Origin of the sequence: Paenibacillus sp. NRS-1760 (assembly GCF_050467785.1) — a bacterium.
Classification (GTDB): domain Bacteria; phylum Bacillota; class Bacilli; order Paenibacillales; family Paenibacillaceae; genus Pristimantibacillus.
In genome coordinates this window covers 127,636-151,975 of sequence record NZ_JBITPK010000009.1, presented here as the reverse complement: position 1 = coordinate 151,975, position 24,340 = coordinate 127,636, and the positions used below count along the sequence as shown (strand labels likewise).

At 41.9% G+C, this 24,340-nt stretch carries 13 protein-coding genes and 1 pseudogene; 4 read left to right on the top strand and 10 right to left on the bottom strand.

The annotated features are described in order from the left end of the window. The first annotated feature begins 363 nt into the window (after positions 1-363). Positions 364-2,496 (top strand): heavy metal translocating P-type ATPase, encoded by a 2,133-nt coding sequence (locus tag ACIFSR_RS10455; protein WP_430057256.1) that lies wholly within the window; start codon positions 364-366, stop codon positions 2,494-2,496. A 60-nt stretch (positions 2,497-2,556) separates the two neighbouring features. Here the strand turns inward: ACIFSR_RS10455 and ACIFSR_RS10450 are convergent, their stop codons facing one another. The 3 genes from ACIFSR_RS10450 to ACIFSR_RS10440 are packed head-to-tail and all read right to left on the bottom strand — an operon-like array spanning position 2,557 to position 4,847. Continuing rightward, the gene (locus ACIFSR_RS10450) at positions 2,557-2,739 is read right to left on the bottom strand and encodes a twin-arginine translocase TatA/TatE family subunit (protein WP_430057255.1); all 183 of its coding nucleotides are present in this window, start codon (positions 2,737-2,739) and stop codon (positions 2,557-2,559) included. Positions 2,740-2,765: 26 nt separating this feature from the next. Beyond that, the gene (locus tag ACIFSR_RS10445; RefSeq protein WP_430057253.1) at positions 2,766-3,965 is read right to left on the bottom strand and encodes a ZIP family metal transporter; all 1,200 of its coding nucleotides are present in this window, start codon (positions 3,963-3,965) and stop codon (positions 2,766-2,768) included. Positions 3,966-3,983: 18 nt separating this feature from the next. Further along, entirely contained in the window at positions 3,984-4,847 is an 864-nt protein-coding gene (locus ACIFSR_RS10440; RefSeq protein WP_430057380.1) for a multicopper oxidase domain-containing protein, read from the bottom strand. Between the two features lie 533 nt (positions 4,848-5,380). Here ACIFSR_RS10440 and ACIFSR_RS10435 point away from each other — a divergent pair. Beyond that, positions 5,381-6,106: a hypothetical protein gene (locus ACIFSR_RS10435; protein WP_430057251.1), complete on the top strand. Its 726-nt coding sequence runs from the start codon at positions 5,381-5,383 to the stop codon at positions 6,104-6,106. Positions 6,107-6,120: 14 nt separating this feature from the next. Here ACIFSR_RS10435 and ACIFSR_RS10430 read toward each other — a convergent pair whose 3' ends face one another. Beyond that, positions 6,121-8,439 (bottom strand): glycoside hydrolase, encoded by a 2,319-nt coding sequence (locus tag ACIFSR_RS10430; protein ID WP_430057249.1) that lies wholly within the window; start codon positions 8,437-8,439, stop codon positions 6,121-6,123. Positions 8,440-8,528: 89 nt separating this feature from the next. Next, complete coding sequence (locus ACIFSR_RS10425) at positions 8,529-9,941, bottom strand: PLP-dependent aminotransferase family protein (RefSeq protein ID WP_430057247.1); 1,413 nt, start codon at positions 9,939-9,941, stop codon at positions 8,529-8,531. Between the two features lie 151 nt (positions 9,942-10,092). Here ACIFSR_RS10425 and ACIFSR_RS10420 point away from each other — a divergent pair, with 151 nt between their 5' ends. Further along, a complete protein-coding gene (locus tag ACIFSR_RS10420) occupies positions 10,093-11,001 on the top strand; it encodes a DMT family transporter (protein WP_430057246.1) in 909 nt (302 codons plus the stop codon). A gap of 106 nt (positions 11,002-11,107) precedes the next feature. Here the strand turns inward: ACIFSR_RS10420 and ACIFSR_RS10415 are convergent, their stop codons facing one another. From ACIFSR_RS10415 to ACIFSR_RS10400, 4 genes are all read right to left on the bottom strand, one after another. Further along, the gene (locus tag ACIFSR_RS10415) at positions 11,108-12,562 is read right to left on the bottom strand and encodes a DHA2 family efflux MFS transporter permease subunit (protein WP_339209518.1); all 1,455 of its coding nucleotides are present in this window, start codon (positions 12,560-12,562) and stop codon (positions 11,108-11,110) included. Positions 12,563-12,825: 263 nt separating this feature from the next. Further along, positions 12,826-13,911 (bottom strand): ribosome small subunit-dependent GTPase A, encoded by a 1,086-nt coding sequence (rsgA, locus tag ACIFSR_RS10410; protein WP_430057244.1) that lies wholly within the window; start codon positions 13,909-13,911, stop codon positions 12,826-12,828. A gap of 1,858 nt (positions 13,912-15,769) precedes the next feature. Then, the gene (locus ACIFSR_RS10405) at positions 15,770-16,963 is read right to left on the bottom strand and encodes a winged helix-turn-helix domain-containing protein (RefSeq protein WP_430057243.1); all 1,194 of its coding nucleotides are present in this window, start codon (positions 16,961-16,963) and stop codon (positions 15,770-15,772) included. Beyond that, entirely contained in the window at positions 16,960-17,157 is a 198-nt protein-coding gene (locus ACIFSR_RS10400; RefSeq protein WP_430057241.1) for a hypothetical protein, read from the bottom strand. Before ACIFSR_RS10400 ends, ACIFSR_RS10405 begins: the two co-directional genes overlap by 4 nt. A 537-nt stretch (positions 17,158-17,694) precedes the next feature. Here ACIFSR_RS10400 and ACIFSR_RS10395 point away from each other — a divergent pair. After that, positions 17,695-18,838: pseudogene (locus tag ACIFSR_RS10395) on the top strand (IS3 family transposase). A gap of 80 nt (positions 18,839-18,918) precedes the next feature. Here the strand turns inward: ACIFSR_RS10395 and ACIFSR_RS10390 are convergent. Beyond that, positions 18,919-24,303 (bottom strand): S-layer homology domain-containing protein, encoded by a 5,385-nt coding sequence (locus tag ACIFSR_RS10390; RefSeq protein ID WP_430057239.1) that lies wholly within the window; start codon positions 24,301-24,303, stop codon positions 18,919-18,921. Positions 24,304-24,340: the final 37 nt, after the last annotated feature.

The following is a 24,340-nucleotide window of genomic DNA, read 5'->3' as shown; positions in this document are numbered from 1 at the left end:
TGTCTATTCGGAGGTATACCTCAAATATATCCAATTAAAAATTTAAAAGGCTTGAAATCCAATCATTCTCAATTTGACCATACTATATCCAGCAGTTCATGAATGTCCTTTTTTACGACAGGCTCGAGCATCTATTCCTTCACACCGTACGCCATACATTATTTCGCATATTCAAACTCCGCAAAGCTTACCATTCCTTGTCTACTTGAATTTATGACGTTTCAGATGTGCACAGTTTCTAACAAACCGAATGGTGTTTACATGAATTTATAGCGGAATGGAGAAAATACGTTTGACATAAATGTTGGAATTGCATATTATATGAACAAGTATTCATATATTCAACTGGAAGAAGGATGTCTTATGAATGAGTATCGAATAAAGGGACTCTCTTGTGGTGGCTGTGCCCTCCGAATGGAGGAAGAGATTAAACAATTGGAGCATGGCTCGGATGCAAAGCTCAGCTACAACTCAGGAAAATTAACGGTTGATCCGCAAATTTCCATGGCTGCAGTTAAGAAAATTTTAAAGTCAGACAATGCCTATATCGAAGCAAGCTCGGAAGCGAATACAGGACACGATCATAGTTCTCATAGTCATGCTGGACATGATCATGATCATGATCACAGTCATTCCGAAGGCCATTCAAATATGCTCAAATTGCTCATCGTATCGGGCATCATCTATGTTGCCGCATTATTCCTTGATGGCGTGCTCGACAAACAAGCAGTCATTCTATTATATTTGACCGCAACGATAATAAGTGGCTACACCACATTTTTCCGCGGACTTAAAAATTTAATTAAAATGAAGTTTAATATCGATACCTTAATGACAATTGCGTTAATCGGAGCTGTATCCATTGGTGAATGGAAGGAAGCTACTCTCGTTGCCATCTTGTTTGGACTAAATGAGCTGCTTGAAGGTTATGGCATGGAAAAGGCGCGCCGCTCCATGGAAGCTTTATTTCAAGTTGCGCCTAAGGAAGCTTTAAAAGTAGAAAATGGCCAAGAGATTATCGTTCCGATTGCTTCTCTTCAAATCGGCGATCTTGTAAAAATTAAGCCAGGCGAAAAAATTCCTTCGGACGGCATCGTCTCTGAAGGAAAAAGCTCGGTGAATGAAGCGGCTATCACAGGTGAATCACTGCCGGTTGAGAAGGAAGCTGGAGAACCCGTTTACGGCGGAAGCATTAACAATGAAGGGCTGCTTCTCGTTCGAATTGATAAAGCATACAAGGATTCCTCCTTGGCAAAAATTCTTCATCTCGTGCAAGAAGCACAGGAAACAAAAACGCCAACGGAGCTTTTCATTAATAAATTCGCTAAATATTATACGCCGCTCATTATGATTGTTGCTGCACTTGTTGCCCTTATTCCTCCGCTCCTCTTTCAGGGAGACTGGATTACATGGCTTTATCAAGGATTATCCGTATTAATTGTAGGCTGCCCTTGCGCATTAATTCTTTCTTCACCAATTGCCATTGTTTCAGGCATTACAAGAAATGCTCGGAACGGCGTACTCGTCAAAGGCGGCGTATTTCTAGAACAGCTTGGCAAGATCGATACGCTTGCTTTTGACAAAACAGGTACGTTAACAAAAGGCGAACCGCATGTTGCCAAATTGGAAGCGTATGATGAAGAAAGGTTTTTCCAAGCAGCTGGAGCTATCGAGAAATCGTCCTCCCACCCGCTGGCGAAAGCGATTATGAAGGAAATAGCGAGCAGAAATATGACAATACCAGAACCGGATGAAATTCAAACGATATCAGGTCGGGGAATTAAAGCGAAGGTTAACGGCCTTGCTTACTGGCTTGGAAATGAAAAAAGCATTGAGCATATTACGATTCCGGATCCTATCCAAAATCGCATTGAACAATTAAAAAATGACGGTCTTACTCTAGTATTGGTGGCAGACGATCAGCAAGTACTCGGTATGTTTGGCATTTCAGACGAAATTCGCGAGGAAAGCCGATCTGTAATCGCATCCTTACACAAGCTGGGCATTAAGCGTACCATTATGCTAACCGGGGATCATCAGAAGACAGCGGAGAAAGTCGCTTCCGCCGTCGGAGTGTCCGAGTTTTACGGCAATCTTCTGCCGGAAGATAAAGTGAAGAAGATTAAAGAGCTTTCAGCAAGCCACCATGTCGCGATGATAGGTGACGGTATTAATGACGCTCCTGCTCTAGCCTCTGCGCAGCTCGGCATTGCGATGGGCAAAGGAACAGACAGTGCGATTGAAACAGCCGATATCGTCCTGATGCAGGATCACTTGGGGAAGCTGCCCGAAGCCGTTTCCATTGCCAAAAAGGTCAATCGCGTCATCCGCTTTAACATTTGCGTCTCGCTCGGACTGAAAATAATCGCATTATTGCTTACCATTCCCGGCTGGCTTACCTTATGGATTGCGATTCTCTCTGATATGGGAGCGACTATATTTGTTACGCTTGTCAGCTTGACCATATTAATTGAAGGAAAGAAGCGTGCAGATTAAATTCATAAGCAAATAAACAAGAGCCGTTAGCATTATGCTGACGGCTCTTCGCTTGTTTGATCATTCGCGCTCCTTCGGCTGATCTGGTTTTTCATCCTGGTCTATCAGTCCTTTTGCCCCTTTTTTGAATTCTGACAGTGTCGTTCCAATCGCTCGCCCAAGCTGAGGCAGCTTGGATGGTCCAAACAGCAGCAAGCCTAAAATCACAAGCAATACAATTCCTGCAACACCTATATTCGGCATTCTGAACTCCCCATTCCCGTTTGGTTCTAGAAGTTAACTAACAAAGCTGTTACATACATCAACAAAATGCCAAGTGTTAAACCTGAGAAATTGAGCCACGAAACGGCAGGTGCTTCTGCAGCCCTTGCATCCCTAACAATCATTTTAAAAATGACATAAATAACTTGTATAATGGCCCCTGCGCCAATACCGAAGAATAAGGCCGCCAGCGTTTGATTAAATACAAATCCACCGATCCACGTTCCGATAATAGCAGGACCGCCGCCTAAGAGTGCTAATGCGAGGAAAGTCTTGTACGTTGGTTTTGCTTTTAAAAGCGGCGCCGCTATGCCAATCCCTTCAGTAATGTTATGAAGCGTAAACCCAATAATAAGGAAGGATCCAAGCGCAGCCTCACCCGCGGCAAAAGCAGCACCTATCGCAAGCCCTTCACCGAGATTATGGAGACCTATTCCACTCGCGATTTTGAAGGATACCTGCTTGCCAGGATCATTATGCTGGATTGCTTTTTTGGATTTCGTCTGATCAATGGCTATGAGGAATAAGAAGCTTAATGCCGCACCGAACCAGACTAGGCCTGTGCCTTGAAATACGCCGGGTGCTTCCGCACCAAGCTCTAATCCTTCTTGTATGGTATCCACAGCAAGAAAAAATAAAAGTCCAACTGTAAAAGCCAATACCGCCTGAATGCCTTTGCTTGAGAAGCGACGCATAAAAGGATACCATAGCAATCCGAGTCCAACTGGAACGACACCGACATAAAAACCTATTAGTGAATATTGCAGAAATCGATTGGTATCGGCAGTTGGCGTTTTCATTGCAGCAAGTACATCCCCTGTAAATATTAGTCCGTTAGAGGTGATAAGCTTAATTTGATGAGGATCTCCCTCCACCCAAGGATAAGGAATATAGATCGTCGAGCTGCCGAATCTCTCAAGCGTAGGACTAGGTGCGTAGGAAGCATTCCAAAAAGAATCATCGACAACAACTTGAGCAACCGTCAGCTCCTTTGGCCCAGAATTAAGTATACGAACCTCAAATCCATCCTCCGTCAAAATAATACGTTCAAAATTGAGCACTTCAATCGGGGCCGCTTGCTGTTCTTCTACACCTGTACCCCATGAAGCGATAACAGAAATCAAGCCAGCCAGCAGCAGCAAGGGCATTATGCCAAGCAGCAAGACTGTTTTTTTACCCAGCTTTTTATTTATTATTTCACTTTGCACATCGCACACCCCCTCTACTTAACCGACTTCAAAAAATCCCATCCAGCCGAGCTCCGTAAACTCACTTTGATGAGCATGGAACATATATTTTCCAGGAGCGGGAAACGTAACTTCAATGATGCCTCTCTCCCCTTGGCACTGCATAATCGTATCTGTATATTGCGGCCTCGCATCTGGGTCAGCGCCGGTGGCATAATAGTGAAAGAAATTAGCATGCAAGTGAAAGGAGTTAATCGGATCAAATTCCGTTAAATTACTTAAATAAATACGAACCAGCTCACCCGTTTTCACCTTAATCGGTCTAGATTGGTACGCAAATGCGTAGCCATTGACCGTGTAAACCTCGTTCTCGCCATCTAAGTCCAGATCAAAGCCATTCATGACCATATTTAGCTCTTTTGCAGGTTTCCTTGGTTTCTTAGGATCAATAATGAAGTGACCATATAGGCCCTTGTGAATATGTCTAATCAGCGGAGGAACATGACAGTGATAGGGCTGCAGCCCTGCTGGCTTGGCTTCAAATTCATACACAAATTCACTGCCCGTCGAAATAGGCTCTAAACCATCCATGTGGGTTGGATGAATACCGTGAAAATGTATGGAATGCGGGTGCGCGGACCCGTTCCCGAACTTGACTCGTACGATATCCCCCTCCGTACAACGAAGTGTCGGCCCTGGAATCGTGCCGTTGAATGTCCATCCTGGAAATTTAATGCCCTTCGCTATTTCCACCTCAGCATCCCATGCCTGTATATCGTATTCTCTAATCGTCCTGCCATCTGGAGAAGTACTAACGACCCCATAATCAAAAGCCGTTAATGCTTTAACTGCCGCTTCAAGCCCCGGCGTTGAATCAGTTCCCGGATCATAACCATGCGCCATCCCTTGTTTCATCTGGTCTTTGAGCGTATGATGCATTTCTTCCTTCCCCATCGCATGAGCAGACCTGCCAAATAATGCACTTGTATTTAAGAAACTGCCTCCGATCACACCTAGTACGCCGGCAGCTCCGACCTTAAGGATGTTTCGTCTTGAGAACTGCCGATTTGGATCAAATACCATTCGATTCACCTCCATGTTAATATAAGGGATTAATTTTGCCCCAGTGCAAAATTATTAATAAAAAAAATTTATTTCACTTAAGGACAATTAGTTTACCTTAGGAAACTTTTTTGGTATGAGTAAAATATATGCTAACCTAGGCATGTTGTAAAGTGTTTTTTATGAAGCTTGTATATGCTCGGGAGCATACTGCATCATTGAAAAAAAGGCTTCCCTCGAGTTCGATAAACTCACGGGAAACCTCTCTCTCCTATTTCGCAGAAGAATATGAATCACAGTAGCCTGCAACATACGAGCAAAAATCTTCGTTTGGAATTGTAGTTCATTATTAATTAAAGTGGAGACAAAACTAGATGAGAAAAAAAGTACTTCTACCTCTTCTTATTCTTTTGATAATCGCAACAGCTGTGTTATTTATCATAAAAAGCCTTCAAGCTGATCCATTAAAAAAGTCCATTTCCATCGAACAGAAACCATCCGCGAATTCATCTGATACACTCATAGTCAAAGACGAAAATGGAGAAAACTTAAAGCTAAAGATTAACTATATTCCTCCGTATAAGCAATATTTACAATCGCAAGAGGATAGCAAGACCGAAATCGAGCGGACCCACTCAGAAGCGCTCACTCTCTCCACTCAAGAACATTTCATATTGTTAAAGTACAGTTGTGGAAATAAGCAATGTTCAACCATTTTAGTGAAGGAAAGCAACTCCACAATTACAAGTCTCGCTTTGGGTGACGGCATTTTTCAAGACTATCAACTATCTCCGGGTAAAACAGAGCTGCTGTTACGATACGGTTATAGCGAAGGCGGAGAAATTGTTCGTCATACGCTGATCGCTGTTGATTTATTATCTATGGAAAAAATACCTTTTGAATCTACAGCGTTATCGAACGAATACATGTCTACTCCAATCTGGCCTATACTCGACTATCAATGGATCGAGAAAGATCGGTTTATGATCGAGTCGGCTGATTTAGCATCATCAGATTATGAAGCCGTGAAACACTGGTATACTTCAACTGAAAAGAAAACAAAATTCGTTGAAATCTCTATAAATAAAGCTAAAAATTAGAGCCCCTTACTTTTTTATTTCATTGTGGGCTCTTTCGGTGTGTAGATCGTTTTATCATTTCCATCAAGGATTAGCGCTGATTTCGCTGGTATGACCTCGCCTTGAAAGTTAAAAGAAGCTTCCGAGAAGTTAGCCACTACTTTCAACGCTTTACCATATTCCGTCATCTGAACGAGTTTGTCCTCTGTTAGAACCTTATAATCCGTCATTTCTTCTTTTATCGCTTTTTTACTAAAGCTTGACCATACCTTAGAGTGATTCACTATGGTTTCCTTATGTTTTTCCCACTCATGTTTATCTAGATGATATAACGGAGGCACATTATAAAGAATTTCATACAGCATTCGATTCGAAATTTCATCTTCTATTTTTAAAGTTCCCCAGCCCCACCAATATGTCGTGATTACTGAATTGTTGTAAACTAACTTGTACAATGGAATCGTATAGCTAGAATCCAAAAACAGCTTCTTGTACTTGTCCTTTAACGGTATTTGCTTAGCAAATAGTTCGGGAACCCCGCCGTTGCTCGAATAATATCTTCCTACATAATATTCGCTTTCTTTATTTGTGCTCATATCCTTATCCATCCATGAGAATGATGGCGTCTCTATTCCATGCGCAAAAGCAACCGTTTGGTTAGCAAAATCGTTGCCACCCTCTGTTCCAACGACCAGCTTCCATTCTTTTTGCAAATACGCCATTCGCTTTATTCTAGCCTGAATATCTTCTTCTTCCGTAGTGACATGCTCTGGTGAATAGTCATCGAAGATTTCTCCAGTACCATCCGTATCTAGAAACCATGAGTTAAAAGCTAAACCTGTATTGAAAATCGATGTTACTCTTTCTTCGACACTAGGCAAGGCAAGCGTTGGGTTGAGCTTTCTGCCTTCTCCTTGGAATCCTACAATTTTTTTCCCATTCTTATCGGTCACCGTCGCATGCTCGTAAAGGGAAGTATCCTTAAACTTAGCCGTCGTCCATTTCTCTTTTCCTGGTTCATGGATTGAATGATACGAGTCATAGGTGCCAATTAAATAACCAAGACTTTCTGCCTCTTTGACAAACGCAGGTTTAATAAACCCTTCCTGCCAATCATCCAAACCAATCCACATATTGTCGAGCCCAGACTGCTTCATATCCTTTATGACATCAATCGTATTGGCATCTGCCCACTTCTCAATGGGATCAACTGCAGCGCCAAGCACGCTTTTTAACAAAAGTTTATTCAGGTCAATTAATTCAACAGTGTTCAATTTTTCTATACCGCTGCTTAATAATCGCTGAGTTTCCTCATCTAAGTCAGTAAATATTTTGGAATCATAAAATTCTTTTAGCTGCATGACCGCACTTAAACTTTTTACTATTCTGTTTATCGTGTATTTGTCTACATAGTCTAAACGATTTAAATCGTCAAAGGCGGATGAAAGCTCTGCTCCATCTTCCACTTTCGTTTTTAATAGCTCCTGAATCCATAATCTCAGTTTTTCGGGAAGATTGCTCCTCAGCTTTGCCCATTGTATATTTTCTTCTGAAATGACCGTTCTGTCCCAAAAATAAGCATGCGGCGCTCCGTAAAGCTTTTCGATATTGCTATTTTCTTTAGCTTTATCCGCCAAGCTTTTGAATTCACCCTGTTCAATCAAATAATCTTTATACGTTTTTGCGACAGCTGTTGGATTTTTTTTCGTTACATAAATCCTAAAACCGTATTCCTTTTGTTTGTTAATTACTGGAAAATCATGATGAAAAGTAAACTGGATAGCGTTATCGGTATTAAAAACAATTTCATTGTTATATGCATTTTTAATAATGTACATCAATGAATATTCGCTTTTATCAGCTGCAAAAAATGGCATCGAAAAAGACTCAATGACCTTCATTTCTTGTTCGCTCAAATACTCTTTCCACGTCTGATCATCGCTTGGAATATACTTTCCTTGGTTTAATGGAAGCATATACCCATCACCCGTTACGATTGGCCATGCAAAGCTATTTTCCTCCGCCTTGCTGGATTTGATCGTTACATCTACATATCTCGCCTTTTTTTCAATTTCAACGTCCATTTGTTTCTCTGGATAGGTCCAGCTAATTTGGTCTCCGCTGTTTTTTACATTTGAAACTTTCATTTTGTCCAGTGGTTCCGATGCTTTTTCAGTCATTCCACCCGACTCGATCTCAAGCGCGAAGGTTTCTGGATCTACGTTAAAGCTAAAATCCACATCTTCTATTTGTGCATTTACTTCTCCGCCTCGCGTATTATTGTCGTCCTTGCACCCCGCAAGAACACTTGCTGTGATTGCAGCCAGCATGATGATGGCTATTATTTTTTTCATGTCTCGCACCTCCTGAATCAGACTACATCAGGGGTGTTACGCCAATGTTACAAAAAATATGTTCAAGCAGCTAAATCTATTTTTTCCAATCATAAATTCCGCGATAAAGCCGTTAAGCGCTGCATTCCTTCCCGCAATAATGCCTCACTCGCAAAAGAATAACTAAGCCGAATCCATGCTTTCAGCTCGCCGAGCGGGTCAAATATTTCTCCGGGAACGAAGGAAATGGATTGCTCCCTGCTTTTTTTCAGAAGAGCTTCTCCTGATATACCGCTTGGCAGTTTAACCCATAAATTAAGCCCGCCCTGTGGTGCCGTCCATTCCCAACCTGCTATGGCAAGCTCCTCTTCCATAATCTCTTTATGAACCTGCAGCGCAATACGAAGCTTTTCCACATGCTGCTGCAGCCTCGGTGAGGCGAAATAATGCAAAAATATTTTCTGATTAAGCTGCGGAGTCCCGTTATCCGCAAGCGCCTTGGCTTTGATTAACTGCTCCATGAATGGATAGCGGCAGGCTGCAGCACAAATCCGCAGACCGGGCGCAATATATTTGCTGAAGCTGCTAATATAGATGACCCAGCCCTCCGTGTCATAAGCGAATAAGGGAAGCGGGGGCGGCTCAACAAAATACATATCTCGGAATGGATCATCCTCCACGATAAGGCAGCGGTAACGCTCTGCCAATTCCACCAGCAATTTGCGCTGCCAAGCTGGAACAGTATAACCGGTCGGATTTTGGTGGGTTGGATTCATATAGAACATACGTGGCTTATGCTTGCGCATCAAGGCTTCTACTTCTGCCAAGTCATAACCTTCCGGTGTAATCGCAACAGGAATAAGCCGCGCGCCTTGCCTGCGAAAAATATCCATCGCTACGCCGTAGGTCGGTCGCTCAATCAACACCGCATCCATCGGCCCAAGCATAATCTGGGCAATCAAATTAATGGCCTGCTGAGCACCTGATGTGATTAACAATTCCTCCGATGACAGCTGTAATCGATGATGCTCTCTGAAATGCTGGCTCATCGACTCGCGAAGCTCTTCATCGCCCTGAACACTGGCATAAGTCCCCATAACCTTAGGATAGAGATCAAACACTTTTTTCACATAGTCCGATAAGAACAAATTCGGCAGCAAATTAGGATCAATCAGCGCTTGAGAGAACTGATACTTAGCTGGAATTCGGTGAATATCAGATAGCGAGTTATTCACTGCATAAGAGGTAACAACGGCGCTCTCTTCCAACCTTTCAGAAAAAGCATCGTCCTCCGATACGTAATATCCCGATTTGTCTTTTACATACACTTTGCCGTCCTCAGCCAGCAATCTATAGGCTTTAAATACCGTGAGCCTATGCACATTGATTTCTTCAGCAAGCAATCGTATCGACGGTAATTTTTGATGGGCTTTCCATTCCCCTCGCTCTACACGGTTCAAGATATAATCATACACCTGCCGGAATAACGGATGGGCTTGCTGCGCTCCCGATTCTTTTTTCATCTGCTCATAACACCTCTTCGCGGCTACCTATTTCCATTATTGTACACGATATATTTATCCATCTGTTCTGTTCCATACAATCTGTTCTGCCTTGCTCCCTATATGATTAACAAAATACAATCTCGATCCGACATCTAAAGGGGAAATGAACATGATTTTTTTGGCTTATGCGCTCGTATGTCTTATATTTGGCACAACCTTTCTGGCAATTAAAATCGGAGTAGACGCCGGTGCTCCCCCTTTCTTCTCGGCAGGGCTTCGCTTTTTTCTGGCTGGCGCTATTCTGTTTCTTTGGATGGTTTGGAAACGCAAGGCTAGCTTCTCCCTGCTGCTGCGCAAAGAGATGCTGTTCACTGGGGCTACGCTGACGTTTGGAACCTTCTCTACGCTGTACTGGGCGGAGCAATATGTATCTTCTGGACTCGCGGCTGTGTTATCGGCTACGGGACCCATCATGATTTTACTGCTGCAAACGGCTATTCTTCGGCAAAAATCTCCCAAACACTCGCTATACGGCTGCATTATTGGCTGCTTCGGCGTGCTGCTGTTAGTTTTGCCCAATCTTTCGGTGGATGTCTCACCATTGTGGCTTGTCGGCTGCGGGGCCATACTGATAGGAGAATGCTGCTATGCAACAGGAACGCTATATTCCAAAAAAGTAATCAACCGCATGTCCGATGTTTCACCGATAGCCATGAACGCGGCACAAATGATGGTTGGCGGTGCGATGATGTTCATTTTATCTGTGTTCACCGAAGAGGTGCACCTTGAATCCTTTGCATCACTACAGACAGCAGGCTCATTAATTTATCTGATTGTGATTGGTTCCATGGTTGGGCATACCTTATTCTACTGGCTCGTAGCAAAGACGAATCCCGTTTTCCCATCTACATGGCTCTATATCTCTCCTCCGATTGCTGTAGGAGTCGGCGTACTATTTTATGATGAGACAATCTCTTGGATTACACTGCTTGGTATCATTACGATTATTGGTGGAACCGTCCTTGTAAATGCAGGTGCACTCAGACAGTTAATTGTTAAGCGAAGATTGAAGGAGTAGAGTGTTTAAAAGATTAAAAAAGGCAGCCAATAAGTTCATTGAACTTATTGGCTGCCTTTAATTTTTAGTAAGATGTATTTTGTCCAAGTTACTCGAACAAATCTGATTAAGCAGCCTGCTTCTGCTCATCCTCTTGAGGTGCCTTCGTTTTGCGAATGAAGAGACCGATAAGAATTGCGAGGACAGAGAGAATTCCGCCGACGATAAACGCACTGTGAAGACCAGCTACCATTGCAGGTATTCCTTCAGCAGGGTTGGTCGGATCCGGGGATGTAGACATATAATCTCTCATGCCGGACGACATAATGCTGACGAACAATGCTACACCAACCGCACCTGCCACTTGCTGTAGCGTGCTCATAACCGCCGTACCATGCGCGTACAATCTGCGCGGCAGCTGATTAAGCCCTGTCGTCTGCGCTGGCATCATCACTAGTGAGATACCAATCATCATCAAGATATGTAGGAATACAACATATCCGCTCGTCCATGCTGCATCAATTCCAGAAAACAGCCAGATGGATACACTCATTAAGATAAGACCAGGTATAACGAGCACCCTTGGTCCAAATTTGTCAAACAATATACCGGAGACCGGTGCCATTATACCATTCAAGATACTGCCGGGCATCATAACAAGACCAGCGCTAAGTGCAGTAAGCATCATGACATTTTGCAAAAATAACGGAAGCATGATCATTGTAGAGAACATAGCCATCATAAGTACAAGCATTAGCACCGTAACGAGCGAAAACATGGGGTAACGGAAAACACGCATATCGAGCATCGGTTCCTTCACCGCAAGTTGACGCCATACAAATGAAATTAAGCTGATTCCGCCTACAATCAGGCACCAGACAACCTTAGGATCTGACCACGAGCCTTCTCCTGCGCTGCTAAAGCCATAGACGATGCCCCCAAAACCGATGGAGGAGAGCAGGATGGAAATAATGTCGACCTTTGGTTTTGTCAATTCACTTACATTTTTCAAATAAATTGCTGCATAAACGATAGAAACGACCGCCAAAGGAATGACCAGATAGAAGAGCCATCTCCAGTTAAGCGAGTCAACGATAAGACCAGATAATGTAGGCCCAATAGCCGGAGCGGACATCATGACCAGACCGATCAATCCCATTGCGCCGCCCCTCTTCTCTGGAGGGAAAATGATAAGAATCGTATTCATCAATACAGGTATCATTAATCCTGTTCCCAAAGCTTGAACAACACGTCCAACAAGCAGAAACTCAAATATTGGTGCTGTCGCACATATCACCGTACCCGCAAGGAATAAAATCATTGCCCCGAGAAACATTTGACGTGTGCTAAACCATTGTTGCAAAAGTGCTGTTATAGGGACAAGAATACCGACTACGAGCATATAGGCTGTAGCCAGCCATTGTACAGTCGTTTCCGTGATGCTGAAATATCTCATGAGCTCTGGGAAAGCAATGTTCAGCAAGGTTTCATTCAGAATCGATACAAATGCGCCAATAATGAGTGCGGCAACGATCGGTCCTTTCTTGATTTTGCTCAAATCCAGGTTAGAATTAACCTCCATAGTAGGGCCGTTCAAGAATACTCCTCCTCCTATTTTCTCTTCTCTTTTCGGACAATTGTCCGCATTACTTACAAAATATACCGAACATTTGTCCTCATTGTCAATAACCTAAATTATGACACTAACGAAATGAACATTCAACTTCTTTGCTTCATGAATTCCGTCGCATATTGCAAAACTTCACAGCTTGATCCCTCAAGTTAGCATCTATGCTGAAGGCATAAAAAAAGAGCCCTAATCTTTCAAAGGCTCTGTCGCATAACTTATCTTTTTACTTTTCTTTGTTTCATATCTGTGCTAATCTTTTTCCATTTTGCTTTTTCAGAGGCTGCCAATCGCGCATCTTCCTTACGTGCTAGATACGCCAGCTCACGTTGGAGTTTGAGATAGCTTTCAAAACGAGCTTGCTCCAAAGATCCATCTGCTATGGCCTTTCGGACAGAACAGCCGGGCTCTTGCTCATGCTTGCAGTCATTGAATCGGCAAGTATTTGCAATTGAATCTACGTCATCAAATGCACCACGGAACCCCTCATCGGCCTCCCATAGCTGAAGCTCCCTCATACCAGGTGTATCAATCATCAGTGCTCCACTCGGTAATTGAACAAGCTCGCGATGCGTCGTCGTATGACGACCGCGATCATCCCCGCCACGCACATCATTGACTCGTTGCAGATCAACACCGCTCAATTTGTTAATCAGTGTAGACTTACCTACGCCCGAAGAACCTATCAGCGCAATCGTATTGCCTATACCCAAATATGGTGCGAGCTGATCTAGCCCTTCTCCTTGCGAGGCACTGACTACATGAATAGGGACAGCAATCGCAATGGATTCTACCTCTGCGATGCGTGCATCCAAATCGTCGCATAAATCTGCTTTGCTCAGCACGATGACCGGCGCAGCGCCGCTTTCCCATGCGAGGATCAAATAACGTTCCATCCTGCGTATATTAAAGTCATTATTTAAGGCATTCACTAAAAAAACAGTATCAACGTTAGCGGCTACAATCTGTTCTTCTACCGTGTCTCCAGCCACTTTACGGGAAAATTTGCTCTTTCGTGGCAGCAGCGCATGAATCGAAGCTTTCTGTTCCTCCAGCCTCGGTTTTATAACTACCCAGTCACCGACTGCTGGAAAATCCTCTCGACCTGTTGCTTCAAAACGCAGCTTACCCGTTACTTCGCCCATGAGCTCGCCATGCTCACTCAATAGACGGTACATGTTTTTATGCTCCAATATAATTCGCCCAGCACTGTACCCTTGTTTGGCATAAGCGGCAAAATGTTTAGAAAAATACTCATTCCAACCTAATGATTGTAATACCATATTCGTTGTTTGTTGATTCACTGCGGATTCCCCCTGTAATTGGTTATTCATATGGCTAACGCCAAAACCAGTCACAGTTGAATCCTCATTTGGGAAACGAAATTATTGTTCGCTTGAAAGGAGGATTCCTGTGACCCCGACTGCCGCACCTTCAATAATAGTTAATTTCTCCATTTTCATCTCTCCCCTCAAGCCAGCTTAGCTAGCTTGCAACTAAATTTCTCCATTATTGTAGCATGAAAACGAAACATTGCGAAATAACAAAAACTCTAATGAACGATATATACAGCATAGAGTGCTTTTCCGAAAGTGGAGTTAATAAACTAGGAATGTGGGCTAGCGAGCGAGGAAGTCGTTCATTTCGGGAAATTACAAACCGAATTTTGGGCAGGGACTATTCAGTAAGTAACGTTATGTCCAATTTTCAAAATATTGATTTTGAAATGTTACGTTTAACTATACTTTCAAAAATCAATGTTGAGGTGAACGATTCAGTTATAAGTTAAGAGGGTATGCTTTTGACTTGTATAATCTATTATTGGTCTAGCCGACAGTGCATAACATTCCGTAATCATTACTCTAACGAACCCTATAATGCTTATTATGCAGAAAACTGCTTTTTTTTCATTTTAACGAATCTGATTAATGTTATATCATTATTTACAGGGTGTCGTGAGCTACTTTGCTCGGATTAACGATTCTGGGGTTCGTTACAATTTTAATTCATTATAAATGGTACAAATAAGACCTGCTGGGTTCGTAAGCGATAGGTTTGATAAGGAGAAGACATCGTACTGCCTAAGCATCATCAAAAAAACAGGAGTTGCTCCAATCGTAGATAAATCTACTTTTGGAACAGCTCCATTTTCACTTTATTTGTAACAGTCACATCGTCACAAACTGAGTTCACGTTGAAAGGCTTGAGAGCCTTTCATCATGCCGCCCATGATATAAGGTGAGTTCTCTTTGTATTATAGGTCATATCATAAGTTTTCTATCTTTCTACTAGGGCGTGTCTGAGAACTCTGAGGAAAGCAAATTTTTTTAAATTTTCGTTCCATGCAAGGCGCGTGTGTGAAGGCGTACCAGGGTACGTAAAGCAAATGGAACGAAGCAGGGAGCGAAAAGGCGGTGAAAGGTGCCACTGAACGGGTTTTCAGACACGCCCTAATTAGATATTATAGAGACTTCATTAACAATTGATACAGGGTTAGTTTTTATGATTTCATTATTATTAGAATGATTTTTTTCGGGAATGTTATTCGAGTCACTTAACTTTAAAAACACTTATATCGAATATACATTTCAATTCATTAAATCCTATAAGCTATAAGCTAGCAAAGAACGGTACTACTTTTTCAATCACAGCACTAAAGCATGTAAAACAAAAAAGATTAACGACTTCCAATCAATTGGATAACAAAATAAGGACGTAAAAATATATTTACGTCCCCAACTACCCTATTCACTGACTCGAAATTCTTATAAATTAAGGAACAAACAACTTCTACATGCCCACATGCGGGAACATATGAATCTAGGATGTCCCTTGATTGACGTGCTTCTCACATGGGGGCGAGGGGAGTCTAACCTCCCTCTCTTCAATAGACTATATTGTAGATCTACGTTTCCAGTTCCAACCAAGCCACATACTCAACATGTAAAGACTGCAGAGCGTTGCACAATTTCCCAGATATAAAACCGCCAAACGGTCGGCATAACTTTACATGAATGACCATCAAGCGAGCCGTTCGAGAATTTCTGACTTACCTGCAAAACGATAATATAATTTAATTGTGCTATCCTTTGATTCCACAATCTTCTCAACTTCGTATTACGCGGAAACTCGTCGGCAAATGGTACCAGGGAACTGAAAATATCAGTTCAAATACTCTGTCGAAATCGTCTTGCATCCGTTGAATAATGCGAAATTTTGGAAACAATTATTTAAGGCTGTTCGCAATTGCTTTGTTGGCTTTATGCCGTTCTCGTACCATACATTTTTAACAACAAGCGTCCCGGCTTTTCGCTCCGCGATTACCTCGGCTCGTCCGATGAGGCTTTCTCCGTATAATAGAGGCAGCACATAATAGCCGAATTTCCGTTTGATTGCAGGCGTATAAATCTCCCAAGTGTAATCGAACCCAAATAATTCTTTGATCAGTTTTCTGTCCCATATGAAATTATCTAGTGGGGCAATCAGCTCGCAGCGCAATTTCGGCGTCGGATTTTGCAGGACGGCTGCAATAAGCGGTAAATCCTCCGCACAGCAGTACAGTGTATCCTTCATTTGTTCCACGGCAACAGCAACAATGCGAGCTTCGTGCAGCAGCTGGCGGAAAACCTCGTTGCGCTGCTCCGCTTTCAATCCCCATATGTTCAGCCAGGCATCGGATGCGCGATTCCATAAAAGACCAACAGCTCCGATTCGACGCAGTACCCGCCACTTATAATGCTCAAGCTCGCCCTTCAACGGCTCCGGCGCATTCAGCAGATTTGGCTGTATGTACTTACCGGCGATATCGTAATATTTACGCGTTCCTTTTTTGTGATGGATAATCAAATCGCCTGTCGAGTACATCTGCTCCAGAACCGACCGGGATGAATTGTTTCCGCTGCTCCAGTGGATGACCGATTGCCAAGTGAAATTTCCTTCCAATTTTAGATCATTCGAACTTAGCGCACCGTGATTTTGGATGTGAGCCAGAACTTGTTCTACCAACGCTTCCATTTCGGGGTAACGCTTAGCATGTTGCCTTGCAGCCTGCCTGTACCGCTCAAAGTACGGCCAGTTCTCGACAGGAATAATAGCCAAATTTTTGTCGGGATAATCTACCAGGAATCTACCTTTATACAGTAACTCGTCGAGCATGCTCTTGGTAAATCCTCTGATACGCGACTGCAACACCAGTTCGGCGTTTTTTCCGCAAACATCGATGGGATCGTATTGAATACAACCGACCTGCCGCACAAAATCCAATACTCCCTGCTTTCCAGCAAATTGATATTCGCCCAACAGCCCATGCTTCAATAACAGAAACTGCCGAGCCTGGCGGTTCGTCAATTGAATCATGTACGCATCAGCTCCTTATCGAAACAAACGGAAGCTGCTTGCACCTGATGATGGATGGCGAGGTTGCTTATCTCAATAAAGTTACTATTTGCTTGTTGCCATAATGCTGGTATCCATTGGGGAGCTTCATCAGCAGTCCCCTTTCCTAATTTTCCAATTACCGAAAATTGCTCTTTTTCAACAATTTCAACCACGCTATTCCCCCGATCTGTTAGAACACTAACAAAAACAAACATACGTTCCCGTAATATCTTATCATTGTCTTGAGCATAAAAACAAGAGATAATGAACTGCTGCCCGTGTCCTACGTGTAAGCAATCATTAAAGCAATGTAATTGAGCGAATCTGTTACATCTCATTTATTATTTCAGAATTATCAATATTAGACACTCCACATGCATGGTATGCGGGAACAGGTCGACAGGTTGCACGGTTTGAAGCGTATAGCGTTTGTTCTCTTATATTAGTCAAATCATTATTGCGAGAATGGTGCAGATCGAAGATGCACTTCATACAAATGCAACAACATCAATTTTGATGTGTGATAGGTGACCGTTACCAAATATATGTCTGTCGCTCATACAATCGATTCTGTGCATCAAACGAAAAAAAATGATATTATGTATGTTGGGTAAAGGGACTGACCCCATAACGTGAGACAAATCAAAACACCTTCAAGAAAATGCAACCATGTCGTAAGATATGGAGACAACCTTGGAGGTGTTTTTACGTTGGCAACAAGAGTAAGTTACCCAGTGGAAACAAAAATGAAAGCCATTGAATTGAGAATAACAGGAGTTCCAGTGAAAGAGGTGATGGAGCAGCTGAACATACGAAATAAGACGCAATTGGAAACCTGGATGCGATGGTACCGCAAGGGCGAGTTAAACTGCTTGGAGCAACCTGTAGGCAAACAATACAGCTACGGTAAAGGACCTGAGTTCACCTCGGAACTGGAGCAAATAAAGGCGGAGAATCGGTTCTTAAAGCAACAAATAGATGTGCTAAAAAGTACAAGAAAATGGAAAGGAGTTGTCACCAAAAATCATAGTTGAACGGGTTGAGTTGATTCACGGGGAAGTTACGATCACCAAAGCTTGTGCATGGCTGGGTGTGCCACGTGCTACCTATTACCGATGGAGAGCAAAAAACAAAACTCGGCCATTGGACAGTATGGTTGAAGAGATTCGAGAACTCTGCACTGAGCATAAATTCCGTTACGGATACCGAAAAATTACAGCACTGCTTTGAAAAAAGTACAAGATTAATCACAAGCGCGTACAACGAATCATGCAATGTGAGCAGCTTCAATGTCGAGTCAGAGTCAAGAAACGAAAGCATACAGGGCAGCCTGCTTATGTAGCTGAGTACCTGTTAAAGCGGAAATTTCAAGCTGAAGTACCAATGCATAAACTCGTCACGGATATTACGTATTTACCATTCGGCGGAAAAATGATGTACCTATCGAGCATCCTCGATCTATATAACGGAGAGATCGTAGCTAGCAGTCTATCCGATACGCAAGACACGGACTTTGTACTAGATACACTCAATCAATTGCCAGCTGTGCCTGGTGCGATTCTCCATAGCGATCAGGGCAGCGTCTACACGTCCCATGGGTATCAGGAAGCTGTAAAAGGAAAAGGCATTACCATGAGCATGTCCCGCAAGGGAACGCCCGCTGATAATGCCCCCATTGAATCGTTTCATTCCACACTAAAGTCTGAAACGTTCTACCTCGAAGGGTTGACCCATACAACGACTGCAATCGTTGAACAGACCGTTCGAGACTACATCACTTACTATAACGCAATTCGTATTCAAACGAAACTAAAGAACCAGTCGCCGATTGATTACAGGCGACTGGCCGTTTAAACTTGAAGGTGTTTTGATCCCTGTCTCATAAATGGGGGTCAGTCCCCTTATGTGAAGCCTCTTCTTTTTAAACAATTTGATTAAGCGGGGTTTGTTCTATTATTTTTCAACATTATTTCTATAATTCTCTTAATAACCAAGCTCACCTCAGCTCTAGTAGCTGTGCCTTGTGGCTCAAACCTGTTAGTTGTATTACCCTCGAGAATACCTAATCTCTGTACACTCTTGACTGCGTCTATTGCCCAAGAGCTAATGTCCTCATTATCCGCAAACGGTTTAACAGACATTGGTTTACTTATCTTATCAATCTCTGCATACTTAGTATAATTCGCTAAAATAGTAGCCAGTTCCTGACGTGTAATCGCCTTATTCGGCAAAAAACTGTTATTTCCAAATCCACTAACAATGCCATTATTAGCTGCCCAAGCCACATAAGGGGAATAGTATGCATCTGCAGATACATCCCCCAATGTTGATATGCTAGTAGCATCAACATCATGAAGCCTACCAAAAATAGTCACAAGCATACCTCTCGTCATATTAGTGTTCGGAGAAAACTGCCCCTCATCCACCCCTTTAAACAAATCTCTAGCCAGCACGAACTCTATCGCTGATTTAGCCCAGTGTGAGTCGATATCTTCAAACCTCACTGTATTATCCTTATAGCTGTAGTTAGCTGTTTTGGGAGCAATAAAGGAAATCTCTTTATCTATCAGCGTGCTAATAGGCACCACTTTCTCCTTCCCATTTTCTATAAAATAAGGTACATAGGTTTGTATATTGGGGATTTCACTGAAATCAGCTATTTCGTTTACATAGGATCCTTTGAATATTTCAGGAGAAAGTACATAGGTGGACGCATGATTGAACATAAATGCTAGATTGCCATCACCACTTACTGTTCCAGTTAAACTATACTCCAGTCTATTCAAGCTTTCGTTATAAAAATGTAAAAACAACTTTTTCCCCTTATATTCAGTATCTGCCTTAAAACTTAAAGTAGCTATGAATGGAAACTCTCCAATATGCGAGAATTTCAACTGCATAATATCTTTATTTTCTGCAAGAGTAGAGATACCCTCTTCTTTAACTTTTACTACCTTCAAACTAAAGGTGATCTTGTCTTCTGGGAATTCACCTATTGAACCGCCTTTGATCAACCAATTGAAATCGCCCATTTCGAAAATAGCAGTTAAATTTTTGCTTTTTATCGTTTCAAATAAGCTCACAGGTACATCGGTCTCATCACCCAAAATAATTTTGACTGTTTCATCATTCTTTGCATGATTCAAACTTAATCGGGCTTTCTCAATAGTGTCGCTTTTCATCATGGTTACCGGATCACTAGGACCTTCTTCCACTTCATTGCTTTCCAGATCGCTGCCATTGACGTTCACAGCTGTAGAATCAAGCTCTATCTTTGATGTTACTAATGTAGGATAAATATTGTTAGAGATAGTGACATCATAAACGCCTGCAATCTTTATTGAAGGACTATTATCATTTGGATAATAAGGATTTATGAGTGATGGCGTAAAACCATCATACTCCTCTATTCTGCTTCCAAAATTATTCCCTTCAATTGTCAGATCTTCAACGCCATTTATATTGATTGCAAATTTTGTGTATCTATCCTCAAATACGTTATTTCTAATGACGATATTTTTATGGTTCAAGTATGCACGATCACTAGTTGGTTCTCGATCAGAAGAAATATTGATTGGGCTGTGCAGGTCGGAACCTGTATAAAAACCACTATTTCTAATCACATTGTTTTCAATCGTAAGTCCACTTGAATACCCCGATTCTCCCCAACCATCCGATATTTCCGGCTTAACCAATATGGCACTCATTCCATTATCATCAAGTGTAGAATTACGAATAGTCCCATTAGAAGCTTTGATCAAGAAACCTCTTGAACGGTTATTCATAACGACACAATTGTCGTATAAAAACCCTTGGCCGCTTGCAGATGCATTTTGAACGATTGTTTCACCTTCAACGAAATTAAATACTTTATCTAGCTCTACTATTTTTCCATCAGGTGTTTCAATAGTATCGCTTACGGCAGTCGCATCACTAAGAAGCTTTCCATCAAGCGTATACACTAAAACATGATCACCCGCTCGGAATACAGGATCAACGTATTTACCTTTATATTTCATTTGCTTGGTTTCCATATCAAAGCTGCTTACTTCTCCGTAAGTACTATGAACATTTGCAGCATCATCGGTCATTTTTTCAAACAAGCTATTTCTGACTTGAACACCCACTCGCATATTCGTTGAATGGGTAGCATCACAGGTTGAAATTAACCTTTCTGTTCCTCCTTTTACTGGCGGGGGACCTGGAGTAAAGGCTAAACGGTTCAATTGCGTTCCTCCGTCACCATTTAGCTCCATAAACCCAAACCCGCTTCCGCCGTATACGGTCACATCTTCATACTTTATTCCACTGCTATCGTAGATATAATTCACATGACCAGGCTTTCCTCTGAATACCAGCTTTTCTCCAACTTTAAGATCAGTAAGTTGTACAAGCGGATGATCTAGAGCACTAAGGTTTACAGCATCTTTAAGAGTAATCGTTCCATCCAAGTTTTTAATTTTACCGCTAAATCCTACATCGTAATAGGCTCTATCGTTATTCTCATGAAAGACTTCAGCCCAAGAGTTACTATCAAAAAGGGACTGGTTCGTAAGATCTGCAGGATATCCTTCATCTGCTCTCCAAACAACGTCTGTACCATTTATTGAGATAATCGTTCCCTGAGTATTTGCTACTAGCTTGTAATCCATTGTAATGCCCTTAAGAACAATGTTGCTGGAGTTCCACATCTGAACGGCTGAGGATACGTAATTTTCACACTCCATCAATACACCATAAGCATAAACAGTAAAGTCTCTCATGCGATTAAAGTTCAAGTGGCTCCAATCGGATTCTATCAAAGTATAGGAACCTGGCGGTATGATGACAGAGGATAATCCGTTATTATACGCATCTGTGATATATTGTTGAAGCGGTACAGAAACACCACTGACATTTACTCCTGTTTGCTTCTCCATTCCTATAAAACGCTGTTTATCTATCTGTGGCAGTCGACTCATATCCGCACCAACGCTTACACTAGCGTCACCTGGAATATCATTTCCATATACCTGTTTAGTACTGCCGGTCTTTAATACAGCACCAATATTAGAGTTGTTATTTACGAGTGCAATAGCTACGTCATTAAGCAGTAATGGTGTTCCATTCCATCCCGAAAATTCATTATCTGCTATCGTCACATTCTTCCCACCATGAAAAGCAATGGCTTGCATCGACTGAGTATTTTCGAATACGTTTCCAAAAACAACTGTATTTTCATTGTTATTCAATAGAATTGAAGCATTTCCGCCTTGCTCTATGCCACTACCTGTGTTTGAAACGCTATTCTTTGCAATCAATATATTGCTAAGAGACTCTTCCCCTTCAACTATTATTCCACTCTTTTCGCTATCTACAATGGTATTGTATTTAACGATAGCACCAGATGATTGCAGCAATATTGCTGAGGATGCTTGCACTGATAATTTATTATTTTCTATCAACGCTCCATCTTCAGAATGATCAATAATAGCACTGTTTGTATTTCCTGCAAAAACACTGTTAGTTACAGAAACATGAGTACTCGCTTCATGAAAATGGATTCCAGTATCGCTTGAAGATGTGCCTAACGCATCTGGTGAAATAAATAACTTATCCATATGAATATCATCAGAAGCACCTTCTACTTTAACCCCTGTCCCTCTTCCATTTACTATAGAAACATTTTCAAACTTGATTCTATCCGAATTTTTGATAGCGCTAACATAACTATTAAAACTACTTGAATGGCTTGTATATTGTATGGAAAGTCCTTTAAGTGTTACATTTTCACTATTCTCAAACACAATAGCAGCCCTTGAATCTTCATTGAAAACTAACTTAACATTGGAAGCATCAATTACGATATCATTTAGTCCTGACATAAGAAATATGGTGTCTTCATTATCCGGCTCATTTGTAATGTTATATATGCCTTGTGGAATTCTGACTGTACCATTAACATTATGGACAGGATCCAATACATAGCTAGAAAAATCAAAATTCCCTTTATTTTCGATTTGCGAAAAATCCTTAGATACAGCAAGCAAGGTTTCATTTACCCCAGCATTTGGCTCAAACTTCTCATTTTCCGTAGGCACTTCTTCTACTCCTCCATCATTTAAGTCCATATTATTGTATGAAATAATCGGAAGAAAGCTTATTGTATCGTGGTAGTTATTAGCAGTACCTTTATTAGCTCGGAAATAAATATACTCATTCTTTTTTACTTCCATTGCAATAGGGTTAAACGTAAGGGTTTCGCCATTTGCAATCGGCTGAAGTCCTGAGTTTGGCCATACTTGACTTATAGCTCCAGCACTACTCTTGAAAATACCTACAGCAGCACCGTCACCAGCATCGCTTGCTGATCTAGAGTCTGAAAGTGTTATTTCCCCACCTCTCAACGATAAAGAAATATTCCCTGTTGCAGGTACCTTAAACGCAATAATTGCATCTGCAAGCCTACCTGGTTGAATAAATGATTTGCCAATAACACCATCTGTCCAGTTATCTTTGCCTGAAGCCCATACTCCATCTAAAAAGTCAGCTACAAAGCCCCCTTGTTCAGCAACAACTTTCCCACCTATAGGAGATGAAAGATAACTCCAGCCACTACCACCTTGTATATTGGAATAACCATCATAAAACGAATAAGTCGGATTTATGGTGCCTTGACTTTCGGGATCTAACTCGGGATTATAGACGGTACTCGTGTACGTTACAACAGGATTCCAAACGATGTTGTCATCCGTGTTATTGGTATTTTTGTTAAGTCTGAAGTGAAGCTTGTCACCATCTTTAACGGATACCGTTACTTTTCCAAAATCTGAAATCTGATTATCCACCTCAATAAGCCATTTCTCATTCGTAGTGGCCATTGGCCATACCTGGACTCCATTTTTATAGATAGCCAAATAGGCACCATCGCTGCTGTAGTAACCATTGTAAATCCAAATTCCATTGCCTTCCGTTGTAATATCTACAATACCGGCACTCTCAGCGGTGTAAGTCATTGCTATATCGTAATCGCCAAAACCAACAAACATTTCTCCTCTGCCTATACGTCCTGATGCCCAATCGTTTTCCTGACTGTACCACCAGTATCCATTTGAAAAAATCCCCATATCTTCATACGCGCTATTTTCATAGCTACCTGCTAGAACGCGATTCCAGCTCCACCCGCCTGTACCTTGCGTGCTGCTGAAAGCTTCTGAAGCTTTAGAAGGCTCAGGTAATTCGTCTTCTGCATAAATCATTGGAGAAGAATTAAAAAAAATGCTCACAAAGGCAATAAGTAAACATAACAAAAAAGAGACATTTCGTTTTAGTTTAATCATCACAAACCTCCGTATAATTAGTCTATTTACGATTGAA

What these genes read in the sequence shown, in the direction of transcription:
- ACIFSR_RS10390 (WP_430057239.1), bottom strand. Translation starts at nt 24,303, where the DNA reads ATGATTAAACTAAAACGAAATGTCTCTTTTTTGTTATGTTTACTTATT.
- ACIFSR_RS10455 (WP_430057256.1), top strand. Translation starts at nt 364, where the DNA reads ATGAATGAGTATCGAATAAAGGGACTCTCTTGTGGTGGCTGTGCCCTC.
- ACIFSR_RS10440 (WP_430057380.1), bottom strand. Translation starts at nt 4,847, where the DNA reads ATGGCGCATGGTTATGATCCGGGAACTGATTCAACGCCGGGGCTTGAA.
- ACIFSR_RS10420 (WP_430057246.1), top strand. Translation starts at nt 10,093, where the DNA reads ATGATTTTTTTGGCTTATGCGCTCGTATGTCTTATATTTGGCACAACC.
- ACIFSR_RS10450 (WP_430057255.1), bottom strand. Translation starts at nt 2,739, where the DNA reads ATGCCGAATATAGGTGTTGCAGGAATTGTATTGCTTGTGATTTTAGGC.
- ACIFSR_RS10430 (WP_430057249.1), bottom strand. Translation starts at nt 8,439, where the DNA reads ATGAAAAAAATAATAGCCATCATCATGCTGGCTGCAATCACAGCAAGT.
- ACIFSR_RS10415 (WP_339209518.1), bottom strand. Translation starts at nt 12,562, where the DNA reads ATGGAGGTTAATTCTAACCTGGATTTGAGCAAAATCAAGAAAGGACCG.
- ACIFSR_RS10405 (WP_430057243.1), bottom strand. Translation starts at nt 16,963, where the DNA reads ATGATTCAATTGACGAACCGCCAGGCTCGGCAGTTTCTGTTATTGAAG.
- ACIFSR_RS10425 (WP_430057247.1), bottom strand. Translation starts at nt 9,941, where the DNA reads ATGAAAAAAGAATCGGGAGCGCAGCAAGCCCATCCGTTATTCCGGCAG.
- ACIFSR_RS10435 (WP_430057251.1), top strand. Translation starts at nt 5,381, where the DNA reads ATGAGAAAAAAAGTACTTCTACCTCTTCTTATTCTTTTGATAATCGCA.